This is a genomic window from Commensalibacter communis (genome assembly GCF_947179015.1).
GTDB lineage: Bacteria > Pseudomonadota > Alphaproteobacteria > Acetobacterales > Acetobacteraceae > Commensalibacter > Commensalibacter communis.
This window is the reverse complement of the sequence record NZ_CAMXCM010000004.1, coordinates 51,803-64,064: the sequence shown is the minus strand read 5'-3', so window position 1 is coordinate 64,064 and position 12,262 is coordinate 51,803. Positions and strand designations below refer to the sequence as shown.

Below are 12,262 nucleotides of genomic sequence, written 5' to 3'. Positions count from 1 at the left end.
TTAAATTTATAGCTGATTAATTAACGGAATTTAGAGTTAATGAAAACAACCATTTCGATTAAACCAGCGGAAGTAACAAAAAATTGGGTTCTGATTGATGCAAAAGACATCGTATTAGGTCGCCTTGCTGTTATTATCGCTAATCGCTTGCGTGGCAAGCATAAAGCACAATATACACCACATGTTGATTGTGGCGATCATGTTATTGTGATTAATGCAGAAAAAATTGCTTTGACAGGCAGAAAAGTAGAACAAAAGAAATTCTACTATCATACCAATTTTCCTGGCGGAATCAAAGAACGCACCATTACCCAACGTTTGACAGGTAAAAACCCAGATCACGTTGTTGTAAAAGCTGTTGAACGTATGATTAGCCGTGGGCCATTACAACGTAAACAAATGAAACATTTGTATGTTTATGCTGGTGAAGAGCATCCTCATACAGGCCAACAACCTGTTCAATTAGATGTTGCTGCATTAAACCGCAAAAACAGTATTAATAACAAAAAAGTTGGAGCCTAAGAGATGTCAGAAACACAAGAACGTACTGGTGGTTTGGCAGATCTTAAAGGGGCTGTTGCAAACACGCCTTTGGCACAAGAAACTGTTATTCGTGAACCAAAACGTGACCAATTTGGTCGTGCATATGCAACAGGTCGTCGTAAAGATGCAGTTGCTCGCGTATGGATCAAGCCTGGTAAAGGTGAAATCACTGTAAACGGTCGTGTTGTTGACGTATATTTTGCACGTCCAGTATTGCGTATGTTGATTAACCAACCTTTCGAAGTTGCTGATCGCCAAGGACAATTTGATATTTATTGTACCGTCAGCGGTGGTGGTCTTTCTGGTCAAGCAGGTGCAGTTCGTCATGGCCTCAGCCGTGCGCTTTGTAACTATGAACCAGAATTACGTGGCGCATTGAAAGCAGCTGGATTCTTAACACGTGATCCACGTGTTGTTGAACGTAAAAAATACGGTAAAGCAAAAGCTCGCCGTTCTTTCCAGTTCAGCAAACGTTAAGATTTACAGTTTTGTATTTCAAAAAAGGCGGGGAAAGATCAAACTTTCCACCGCCTTTTTTGTTGAGAATATTGGTCTTATACGAATATGTGGCTGCATCATGTTTACATATTGATTGAAGTTATAAACTTTTTTATAAAACCTATCATTCTTTTTTAACCACCTATTATTGTTTTCATTAAACATTATCCGACGGATATAAAGAAACAAAATGTCATTAAATATTAGAGAGTTTCGTGAGAATGATGCTACGCAATTTTTAGAAATAGTGCGCTATCTTCAAGCTTATGAGCTAGCAATTTATGATCGAATGAAACCTGTAGAAGCGATAGATAGTTGGTATATTCAAACGTTACAGGAGCAATGCCAGCGAGAAAATGGATATATTTTGGTTGCGGAACTTGATAGCGTCATTGTGGGCTTTGCAACAATTTTTACAAAGGTTCCTCAGAGAGGAGAATTTGATGAGTTGGATTTTACTTATGGCTTAATCAGTCATATTTCTGTTAGCCCTCAAGCGAGAGGTTTGGGCGTTGGCAAGCAATTAATGCAAGCATGTGAACAACGTGCAAAAGATGCGGGTTGTAAATGGCTGAGGATTCCTGCGCTAGGGCGAAATCAACAGGCTAGAGCAATTTATGAGCATTTAGGATTTGAGGAACAATATGTTGTTCTTGAAAAATGTCTCTGAGTAGGTAAGGGGGTATTGTATATAGTTAACTACAAATTTGTATCGTATGGTGAGGATCGTTTGGTTCAATCTTAAGTTTAGCGTAATTATAGATTGTAGCTCAAGGATTTTTATGGTTGATGTGTGACTTGGTGATATATTTTGGTGCTATTCGTTATTTAGTCTTTCGTAAGCATCACAGCCGTCTTTTGACCCATTTGAACAAGCCTGTTGATAATATTTTTTAGCCTTTTCTAAATCTTTTGGAACAGTCCCCCCGTACTCGTATATTACACCAATACAATATTGTGCCTCTGCATGATCTTGATCCGTAGCATCGATAAAATATTCCATTGCTTTGGCTTCATCTTCGGGAACGCCTTCTCCTCGCCAGTATATTAACCCAAGATTATAAATGGCAGATACATGACCTTGATCGGCAGCCTGTTGAAACCATTTCTTCGCTTTTACATTATCCTGAGGAACACCATCTCCATGCCAGTATATCATTCCAAGCTTATATTGCGCGCCCTCATCCTCTCGCTCAGCAGCCTTTTGATACCATTCTATCGCTTTTTTATAATTTCGACGCGTACCCAAACCCTGTTCATACATTATTCCAAGGTTATATTGAGAATCTTCATCTCCTTGCTCGGCAGCTTTCTGATACCATTCCAATGCTTTTTTGTAATTTTGCGCAACTCCTTGACCTATATAATATGCAGATCCAATTCTATATTGTGCGTAAACATGCCCTTGATCCGCTGCTTTTTGATACCATTCTAATGCACTATTAATATCTTGAGGAACATCTTCACCAATATTGTATATTTCTCCAAGCTGAAATTGTGCTTCTGCGTGTCCTTGGTCTGCAGCTTTGCGGTACCATTCAATCGCTGTATTTATATTCTGCGGAACACTACAAGCACCTACGCTATATATTTCGCCAAGATGAAATTGTGCTTTGACATATCCTTGATCCCCTGACCTTAGATAGTAAAATATGGCCGTTAAATAATCTTTTGGAATACCAGCAGCATACTCATACATATATGCTAAATGAAATTGAGCCTCTGCATCCCCTTGATCGGCTGCTTTTTGAAATAATTCACGAGCTTTATCATAATTTGGTGGAACGGAAATACCATTATCATAAAATTGTCCTAAAGTCCTTTGAGCGACAGCATCACCTTGCGCGGCTTTTTGCTCTAGCTCTGCAATCTCTTGTTCATTTGGCTGGGAATAGGTTTTAAAGGATTGCTGTGCTTTGCTTGCATCGTTTTTAATACTTGAAAAGATTTTTTTGAAAAAATTCATAATAAACGTTCCTTTAAGTATCGCTTACCCTTAGCGGGTCTTATTGATAATAGAATATTCTTTTATCATTATAAACACTTAAACTTATGAAAGTTTTATTCATCCTTCAACTGTTCATAAGCATCACAGCTTTTCTGATAGCCATTTGAACAAGCCTGTTGATAATATTCCAATGCTTTTTCTTTATCTTGCGGAACACCCACCCCGTTTTCATACATTACCCCAAGGTTGTATTGAGCATTGATATGTCCTTGATTGGCAGCTTTGGTAAAATATTCCACTGATTTTATAGTATCTTGTGAAACACCTCGACCATGATAATACATTCGACCAAGATGATATTGGGCATCAGCATCCTCTTGATTTGCGGCTTTATGATACCATTCTAATGCTTTTGTATAATCCTGCGGAGCAATTTGACCAGTCTCATATATTACTCCCAACGTATTTTGAGCATTGATATGTCCACAGCTGCCCGCTTCAGAATATAATTCAATTGCTTTTGCATAATCCTGAGGTACACCTTGTCCATTTTCATACATCAGACCCAAATTAAATATAGCTAAGAGATTCCCTTGCTCGGCGCTCTTAGTAAAATATTCAGCTGCCTTTTCATAATCTTGTGCAACGCCTTGACCTGCATCATACATTACACCAAGGTCATTTTGAGCATCCACATCTCCTTGGTTGGAAGCTTTGGTAAACCAGTTAAGAGCATTAGAATAATTCTGAGGCACATCTTGACCATGATAATATAAACGACCAAGATTATATTGTGCTAAAACATAGCCTTGTTCGGCAGCTTTGGTAAAATATTCTATTACTTTTATATAATCTTGAGACACACCCTTGGCATTTTTATACATCAAACCCAGAAAATATAGAGCCTCCACAGACCCTTGCTTACCAGCTTGACGGTAATATTTTACTGCTTGGACATAATCTTGTGGAACGCCTTGTCCTTCTTCATACATCGTAGCAAGGTGATACTGAGCATCTATATGTCCTTGATCGGCTGCTTTATGATACCATTTTGCTGCTTGAACAAAATCTGGGCGATTATCATATATTACCCCAAGATTATATTGGGCATCAATGTCTCCTTGGTGAGCTTTTTGCTCTAATTCTTTGATATCTTGCTCATTTTGCTGACAATCAATATCAACCGATTGTGACGTTTCGTTCGTATTATTGATCAAACTAGAAAGTATTCCTTTTAAAAAACTCATAATCGAACTATTCCCTTTGGAAGATAGATATTTTATTCGTGCTTTATTTAGAAAACAAACACTTATATTCTAAATCAAAGTATTAATCATTTTATTTGTTCTTTAACCTTTTATAAGCATTGTACCAAGATTATATTGAGCATAAATATCTCAAGGAATTGCCTTGTACCCTAATAATTTTGAAACATAAAAAGGTAAATTTCTTATCGTCAAATTATACTTTATTACGCAGGAATATTTTTAAAGATCTAAAAACAAAATGATTATTGTTCAGATATATGATGGGGAATAAATAAAGGTGGTAGATGTTGTTGATTATTTCAGCAACTTTGTCATATAGTCGAACATTAACTTATTTTTGAATAAAGGTGCATGATGTCTCAAATGCCAAAGATTTTCATTGATGGTGAATATGGAACAACGGGTTTAGGAATTCGTCAACGCTTGGGCAACTTGCCTGTGCAAGTCTGTTCTATTCCTGTTGAACAACGCCATGATATGAAAGTGCGCTTGGATATGATGGCACAAGTGGACTTGGTTGTGTTGTGCTTACCTGATGAAGCATCGCGGGAATCAGTGGCTGCTATTCAATCTTTGTCAGGACACCAACCCAAGGTTTTAGATGCCAGTACTGCTTTCAGAACCCATCCAGATTGGGTCTATGGATTTGCTGAGTTGGATTTGGGGCAAGCTGAGAAAATCAAATCTGCACCATTGGTTGCTAATCCTGGATGTTATTCCAGCGGTGCGATTGCTTTACTTCATCCATTGGTCAAGGCTGGCATTATCGCAAAGGATTATCCACTGACGATTAATGCGATTAGTGGTTATAGTGGTGGCGGCAAGCAAATGATTGCGTCTTATGAAGTTACAAAAGATGCGCCACCTTTTATGCTTTATGGATTAAGTTTGCAGCATAAACATTTGCCAGAGATCGTGCATTATGCGGGGTTAAGCCGTGAGCCTATTTTTGTCCCATCAGTAGGGAATTTTCCGCAAGGGATGATTGTTTCTGTTCCATTGCATGTGGATACATTGTCTAATAACGCCAATATTGATGATATAAAGCAATGCCTACAACAACATTATGCTGATGGGAATGTCGTGTCTTTTGTTGATGAAGTACCAGCTAAAGTATCTGGGGATCATTTGGCACTGACCGATCAAATGGAGTTACATGTGCATAGTAACGTACGTCAAGATATGGTGGTATTAACGGCGACTTTTGATAATCTTGGCAAAGGTGCCTCTGGCGCAGCGATACAGAATATTCGATTGATGTTGGGTGTGTAGCAATTGAAATACTAAAGAGCAAAGAGAAAAAATGACTGACCAAGCCCATCAATCAGAAATTATATTTCCTAAATTCTATCAAAGGCTGATTGCAGAGAATTTAGCTAAATATGATGTATTAGCTGAAATGGAACCTTGGTATTTTATGGAGCAACAAAAATGCTTCTTTGCTCATACATTATGGCCAAATATTTGCAACGAAAAGCTGTTTGTTTTTGCACGTCGCCAAGATAATGATGACTTGGCTGCATTTTTAGTGGATGTAACGAATAAGGCAGAGCAAGTCTATATTTTGCATGGGTGGACGAATGAAGGGTTTTCTATTATGAAAAAATTACCCGATATTTGGTCATGGATGCACATGGTGATTGATGATATGCAAGAATGGGTAGAGCTGAATGAGTATTTATAAAGTCAGCTTTTGATTAGGATATTGTTTTGATGATTTTATCGGTGCCATCAATTAGGTCGTCGACTTGCTCTTCGGTTGGTTCTTGTTCTTTATTGTGGCAACAAAGATTGCGAATATCAGCACAAAACTGAATTGAACGCCAATCAGGTTGGCTGATAATTTCTTCTTTCTTTAACGGTTCACATAAATCACTAATCGTAGGATGTTTCTTATCGATTTCAATGTTATGATTTTGACATAGAGTCAGAAGATGTTTTTCAATAACAACACCACAAATAGCACCAGCAGCTCTGAAGAACCCTTTTTTAGCGAGCTCTTTTGCAATATCTATTTCAGAATCAAACAAATCAGCTTGTACAAGCGCTTTTAAGTCAAGCAGTGTAGATGATAGCATTTCTTTAGTTGCTTTTAGGATGCTAAGTTGTTGTTGAAAGTGAGGAATGACTGTTTCAAAAGGAATTATAAAGTTATTTTTTTGCAAAATTTTTCTTTTATTACAATAATCATCAATGCGATAATTATCAGAATATAAACCTTTACTTGCTCCTTGATATTGATAGTGGTCTTTAAAATCATCTAATCTACTGGGTAAGATATGTTTAACTATTTCCAATGTAAGACTGTACCATTGTTGATAATTATCTCTAAATTTAGAAGTAGTTTGACTTGAATCTTCTGAATCACATTCACTTTGTATAGCTTGATTTAAATTTTCACCTTTTTCAATCAACCTATCCAGTTCTTCGCGGAATTTGTTTTCTCTTGCTGCCATTGGAACCTACTTAAATATTATTACGATTTATATATGGATAATATAAGTTTCGTTTGAAAAATACCATTGTTTTTGACTGAAGGTGAGGGCGATGGTAGGTGATTTAGTTTACTTCACATCCTTTTTCTCATTCCAACATTCAGTCATAAACCCATATTGTTCAGAATCAAAGGATACCCCTTTATTTTTGCGATAATCAGCAAGTGCTTTTAATACAAAGGGTAATCCCAAGAGTAACAAAGGAATATTGAGATACACCATGACGATATTCATGAGGTCAGAAATATACCATAAATTTCCCAGCTCTAATCCTGCTAGGATGGTTAAGATCCCAAAGGGAACAAATACCAAAGATCCCAATATTCGAATGATTAAAATAAAGCTGTATTTTTTAGAAATAAAATTGGCTGAAATTTCGGCAAAAGAAATCATGCCGAGCAGGGTTGTAAACGCAAATAATCCATAACAAGCACACATAATAATTTCAATGATGGTGGCAACGGACGAGGGGACAAGGGTATGAACCGAGGTCAAATATAAAGTGATTTTTGAGGCTCTGACGGACTCCCACATCATACCATCAACTGATCCAGTCCAAACATGTGCCATAATGACGATAAAACCTGTCATGGTGCAAATGACCATCGTATCGAAAAAGACCCCAAAACTTTGGACTAATCCTTGTTCACAAGGGTGACGATTATTGGCAATCGCCGCCGCCATCGTGATGGTTCCTTGACCCGCTTCGTTCGACATCAAACCTCTTTTGACCCCTTGGGCAAGGGCAGTTCCTATTGCTCCACCAAAAATGGCATGAGGGGCAAACGCACCGACAATAACTTCACGGAAAAAATAAGGAATTAATGGAAAATTAATGAGAATAATAATAATGGATATACCAATAAAGATAACGGCTTTGATGGGAACTAACACATCAGAATAAGCCACAACACGGCGGATCCCACCAAAGATAATAAAGGCGCATGCGATGACAAGAATAACTGCAATCGTATAATATAAAGTCGATTGATGGCTATAGTGATGCCCTGTTGTGGCTTGTGCAATGGCACCAATGGCAGAGAACACGTTAAACGTTTGAGCAGGGATATTAAAGAGCGCATAGGTGATAAAAACGCACGATAAAAAGAAGCCAACAAAGTGGTTATTTCCAAGCAAGCGTTTCCCATAAAAAGGTAATCCACCAACAAATTCATCACCTTTCTTTTCTTTGAAAAGCTGTGCCAATACAGATTCAGTAAAAGCAGATGCCATGCCAAAAAAGGCTGCAACCCACATCCAGAATAAAGCACCTGGCCCGCCAATGGAAATGGCGCCAGTAATACCAACAATATTCCCTGGTCCTGCACGCATTGCCAGTCCCAGCATAAATGACCCTATGGCACTAACCCCTTGTTTAGAAGGTTGTCGAGCCAGCATAATCTTGATTGCTGGGGCAAAGCTGTGTCGTTGAATAAAGCGTGTGCGAATGGTGAAATAAATCCCAACACCCATTAATAAAAGAACAGGAAAAGAGAACTGTCCTAAGATTGGGATATGTTTATACCAAGCAATATTGGTTGGAAAATCCCAAACAGCATCGGTAATTGGAGCTAGGAATGCAAAAAATTGGTTAATGAAATTGAAAATAGTATTCACAGTAGATACTCACATGATTTGTGGAATGAATATAAAGCGAATATCTGTTAATGAATAGGGATTACAGAGTTGATCGTTTGATTTTACACGTGGGCTGTGTTGATTGAGTGGCAAATGAGATCGGAGTAAAGAAATCAATATTGTATTTTATCCAAATTGTTTTTTTGATATTGGTAGAATAATGCAGATTACAGAAATTATATAACAAAACTGTTTAATTAAATGAAAAAAACACCTTACTATTTATTATTAAGCATAATCCCTTGGTTTTTCCCTATAAAAGGATTTTGTAATAATGTTGATTCATTACCGAACCCTAAATACAAGCAAGAAAATTCTAAAAGCTATTCGGAATCTGAAGCAATCAAATTTTTTACTAAAAATACTGACAAATGGAAATCAGTAAATAATTTTTCTTTAGGACTGCAATATTTTTACGGAGATAAGGTTCCTAAAAACTATTCTAGAGCTGTAGAGTTGTTTACAAAAGCTGCTAATCAAGGAGATGCAAATGCTCAAGGAATGCTTGGGACAATGTATTTACAAGGGCAGGGCGTTCCTCAAGACTATTCCAAAGCGGTGGAATGGTTTACTAAATCTGCTAATCAAGGAAATGATTCTGCGCAATATTTACTTGGCACTATGTATGGAGGCGGCAAAGCTGTTCCTCAAAACTATGCCAGAGCTGCAGAACTATTCACCAAATCTGCCAAACAAGGCAATCCAAAAGCCCAAGCAGTACTTGGGTTAATGTATCTAAAAGGGGATGGTGTAACTCAAAATTCATCAAAAGCGATAAAATGGCTTACCAGCGCTGCCAACCAAGAGGATGCAAAAGCCCAAGCAATACTTGGGGTAATATATTATCAAGGGCAAGGTATTGCGAAAGATATACAAAAATCCAAATATTTCTTAAAGCAATCTTGCCTAAATAAAAATAAAGATGCTTGTGATTTCTACGCAAATTTTATTCACTAGTTATATTTTTGTTTTTCTGTGGTTCTTATTAAAATAAGTGATAAAATTTTAAAATTTTATCACTCGAGTATAGATTAAGGCTAAATCAATTGAACTATTTTAGGTAGCTTATTTATGATCTAGTTTACTAATAATTGTATCAATGACAGTATATACGGCTGTATCATCATCGTCTTTTTCTGCAACTTTTCTAGAACTTTGTTTTACAACGACGACTTTGGCCGTTGGATCAACATAAACGATTTGGTCATAAATACCTACCGCCGCAAAGGCATGATTAGGGTTGTTTCTGATCCACCACTGATCTTTATATGTCCATCCTTTAGTTGATTCAAAATGGGCATAATGGCTGTTATCGAATGCTTCTTTAGAACCGCCTTTGATAACTTCATCAACATATTTTTTGCTGACGATTTGTTGGTCGCCTAATTTACCGTCATTTGCCATAATCATCCCAAATTTTGCTAAATCAACGGCTGTGGCATTAGATCCTGCACCACAAAAAGCCTGTCCTTGACGGTCAACAAGAAGATAAGCATCTCGTATCGTGGATAATTTTGACCATAAATTTTGATCAATCAGAGTTTCAGCATTTTTTCCAGAGGCTTTTTGTGCAATCCAGCAAAGAACATCGGTGTTTGGGGTTGCATAATTGAATATTTTCCCGTGTTCGCCTTTGCCTTTTTTAATCCCTTGCAAGAATTTGTGAATACCAATCGTATTTTTAAATTCTGTGTCAGGGGCAGTAAAACCCATCGCTCTTAAATAGTTATTAAAGCCTGATTTTGGATCATCATAGTTTTCGGTATAATCAAGGCTGACCAACATATCTCTGACTTGTTGAACAGTCGCATCTGCCCATGCAGATCCTGCAAGCTCAGGGACATATTTGGTAACTTTGGCATTCGGATCGATTTTGCCTTCATCAATCAAAGGTTGAATGGCTGTTGAGCTAATGGATTTTGTAACAGACATCATTTGATGACGAGTTCTCTCATCTTGTCCATTTAAGTATTTTTCATAAATAATTTGACCATCTTTGACAACAACAAATGAATCTGTATAGGTTTCTTCTAAATATTGGGTAAGTTTAACTTGTTTACCTCGGCCATCTTTGACCATCAAATCATCTAGATTTTGTAATTTTTTAGGTAAACCGTTGGAGTAATGTTGACCGTCGACATTTGCAGAGGGATATAATTGTTGCATATGTTGGTATGACCATCGATTGGCAGGATAATAAAATCCATTTCCAGCATTTGCTTTGACGCTTTGTCTGGTTTCGCCGCTTTGTGTTGTGTTAGCATGTGCAAGATTTTGCAATGATACCAACATTGTCATTGATAATAATGAAACGCTTAGTATTTTTTTCATATAAATTCCCTTATTGCATATATATAGATACTTCAAACGTAAATTGTATTTAATATTTTCCAAATCATATTATTGTCATGAATAAGGTTAAAATGAGTCTAATTATATTTGACGATGTTTATTATCTTATTAATATTAAAGGATAAAATATTCTCATTTTATCCTTTAATGAAATGAACGATCACGTAATATTGTTTTATTGTGCGACATATCCACCATCAACCAAGAGCGCAGCACCATTGACAAAAGATGCCTCGTCACTGGCAAGGAATGCCACAACATTGGCGACTTCTTCTGGTTTTCCAAGACGTCCAATAGGGTGTAATTCTTCAAGAGATTTTTTGACAGTTGCAGGCAGGATTTTTAATAATGGTGTATCAATATAGCCAGGGCAAACGGCATTAACACGGATATTTTTGGCCGCATAATCAATGGCCAATGTTTGGGTTAATAATTTGACCCCTCCTTTGGATGCGGCATAAGCAGTAACGCTTTGTTTGCCAACCCAAGAGTGAATCGAACCACAATTTACAATCACGCCAGGTTTGTTTTGATTTAACCAATATTCAATGGCATATTTATCTAATAAATAAACGGCGCTCAGGTTTATATCGATGGTTCTTTTCCAATGTTCAAAGTCTAATTTGTCAATAGAGTTGTCATTAGCAATGCCTGCATTAGCAAAAACAATGTTTAAATCCCCAAAATGCTGTACGGTCTTTTCTATTAACATTTTGTTTTCATCTTCGCTGGTGACATCAATCTTAATAAAAAGGGTTCTATGACCTTCAGTATTCAGATTATCAGATAGAGCTTGTCCTTCTTTATCATTAAGATCTGCAATAACAACATTGGCACCGAGTTGACAAAATTTTTCAACGGTTGCTTTTCCAATACCACTGGCACCCCCAGTGATAATAATTGTTTTATTTTTAAAACTCATAATTCCCTCTTGGTTACATAGTGAATGGATATAATCATATCTGTATATAATATGAATTTGTTGATTTTAATGATAGTGTCACAACATGTTGATTCAATTTTTATTATGAAAAGGGTGCAATGATGGCAATTCAAAATGCAACCATGCAGCAATATAATTTTTTAACAGAGATGTATAAGGATAGTTACTTTCCAGACCATCTGGTTAAAAAAATTGAAGACACTTTGCGTCATTTATGTGAGCAAATTGAAAAGCAGCAACCTAAAGATATGAAAGCATTATGCGTTTTAACGCATGCAGCTGTTGAGGCGATTAATAATATTCAAGAAGAATTTTGGGAAGCAGAGAGTGAATTGGAAACAGCTGCCAGAGAATGTATTTGTGGAGATTTTATTTTTATTTTGAAAAATTATGGTTTTGATTTGGATGAAGATCAATATGAAGAGGCAATAGAAAATAGAGATTGGTAATGATTGTTTTTAAATTAATATATTTTAATAGATATTTAAATTGATTTCTTATTTGATGCATTGTCAGCTCACACGTCTGTAATAAAAGCTCATTATACAGGGCAATAAAGAATTGAGAAAATTTCCAA

At 36.7% G+C, this 12,262-nt stretch carries 13 protein-coding genes; 7 read left to right on the top strand and 6 right to left on the bottom strand.

Annotation, left to right across the window (positions count from 1 at the left end):
- Positions 1-39 precede the first annotated feature (39 nt).
- The 3 genes from rplM to PQG54_RS08330 all read left to right on the top strand — a co-directional run bounded on the left by rplM (position 40) and on the right by PQG54_RS08330 (position 1,711).
- Positions 40-522: a 50S ribosomal protein L13 gene (gene rplM / locus PQG54_RS08340; protein ID WP_271789989.1), complete on the top strand. Its 483-nt coding sequence runs from the start codon at positions 40-42 to the stop codon at positions 520-522.
- A 3-nt stretch (positions 523-525) separates the two neighbouring features.
- On the top strand, positions 526-1,020 hold the full coding sequence (rpsI, locus tag PQG54_RS08335; protein ID WP_271789988.1) for a 30S ribosomal protein S9: 495 nt from the start codon (positions 526-528) through the stop codon (positions 1,018-1,020).
- A gap of 211 nt (positions 1,021-1,231) precedes the next feature.
- A complete protein-coding gene (locus PQG54_RS08330; protein ID WP_271789987.1) occupies positions 1,232-1,711 on the top strand; it encodes a GNAT family N-acetyltransferase in 480 nt (159 codons plus the stop codon).
- 147 nt (positions 1,712-1,858) lie between these two features.
- Here the strand turns inward: PQG54_RS08330 and PQG54_RS08325 are convergent, their stop codons facing one another.
- Both PQG54_RS08325 and PQG54_RS08320 read right to left on the bottom strand, forming a co-directional pair.
- Positions 1,859-3,007 carry a tetratricopeptide repeat protein gene (locus tag PQG54_RS08325; RefSeq protein WP_271789986.1) on the bottom strand — a complete coding sequence of 383 codons (1,149 nt, stop codon included), beginning with the start codon at positions 3,005-3,007 and terminating at the stop codon, positions 1,859-1,861.
- A gap of 95 nt (positions 3,008-3,102) precedes the next feature.
- A complete protein-coding gene (locus PQG54_RS08320) occupies positions 3,103-4,236 on the bottom strand; it encodes a tetratricopeptide repeat protein (protein WP_271789985.1) in 1,134 nt (377 codons plus the stop codon).
- Positions 4,237-4,611: 375 nt separating this feature from the next.
- Here PQG54_RS08320 and argC point away from each other — a divergent pair, with 375 nt between their 5' ends.
- Positions 4,612-5,529: an N-acetyl-gamma-glutamyl-phosphate reductase gene (gene argC, locus PQG54_RS08315; protein ID WP_271789984.1), complete on the top strand. Its 918-nt coding sequence runs from the start codon at positions 4,612-4,614 to the stop codon at positions 5,527-5,529.
- Positions 5,530-5,560: 31 nt separating this feature from the next.
- Positions 5,561-5,941 (top strand): hypothetical protein, encoded by a 381-nt coding sequence (locus PQG54_RS08310; RefSeq protein ID WP_271789983.1) that lies wholly within the window; start codon positions 5,561-5,563, stop codon positions 5,939-5,941.
- Positions 5,942-5,954: 13 nt separating this feature from the next.
- Here PQG54_RS08310 and PQG54_RS08305 read toward each other — a convergent pair whose 3' ends face one another.
- Complete coding sequence (locus PQG54_RS08305; protein ID WP_271789982.1) at positions 5,955-6,713, bottom strand: hypothetical protein; 759 nt, start codon at positions 6,711-6,713, stop codon at positions 5,955-5,957.
- 108 nt (positions 6,714-6,821) lie between these two features.
- A complete protein-coding gene (locus PQG54_RS08300; RefSeq protein WP_271789981.1) occupies positions 6,822-8,369 on the bottom strand; it encodes an alanine/glycine:cation symporter family protein in 1,548 nt (515 codons plus the stop codon).
- A 222-nt stretch (positions 8,370-8,591) separates the two neighbouring features.
- Between PQG54_RS08300 and PQG54_RS08295 the strand changes: the two genes are divergently transcribed.
- The gene (locus tag PQG54_RS08295) at positions 8,592-9,347 is read left to right on the top strand and encodes a tetratricopeptide repeat protein (protein WP_271789980.1); all 756 of its coding nucleotides are present in this window, start codon (positions 8,592-8,594) and stop codon (positions 9,345-9,347) included.
- Positions 9,348-9,455: 108 nt separating this feature from the next.
- Here the strand turns inward: PQG54_RS08295 and PQG54_RS08290 are convergent, their stop codons facing one another.
- Positions 9,456-10,721 carry a serine hydrolase domain-containing protein gene (locus PQG54_RS08290; RefSeq protein ID WP_271789979.1) on the bottom strand — a complete coding sequence of 422 codons (1,266 nt, stop codon included), beginning with the start codon at positions 10,719-10,721 and terminating at the stop codon, positions 9,456-9,458.
- 196 nt (positions 10,722-10,917) lie between these two features.
- Positions 10,918-11,664: an SDR family NAD(P)-dependent oxidoreductase gene (locus tag PQG54_RS08285; RefSeq protein WP_271789978.1), complete on the bottom strand. Its 747-nt coding sequence runs from the start codon at positions 11,662-11,664 to the stop codon at positions 10,918-10,920.
- 119 nt (positions 11,665-11,783) lie between these two features.
- Between PQG54_RS08285 and PQG54_RS08280 the strand changes: the two genes are divergently transcribed.
- The gene (locus tag PQG54_RS08280) at positions 11,784-12,134 is read left to right on the top strand and encodes a DUF5713 family protein (protein WP_271789977.1); all 351 of its coding nucleotides are present in this window, start codon (positions 11,784-11,786) and stop codon (positions 12,132-12,134) included.
- The last annotated feature ends 128 nt before the right edge of the window (positions 12,135-12,262 follow it).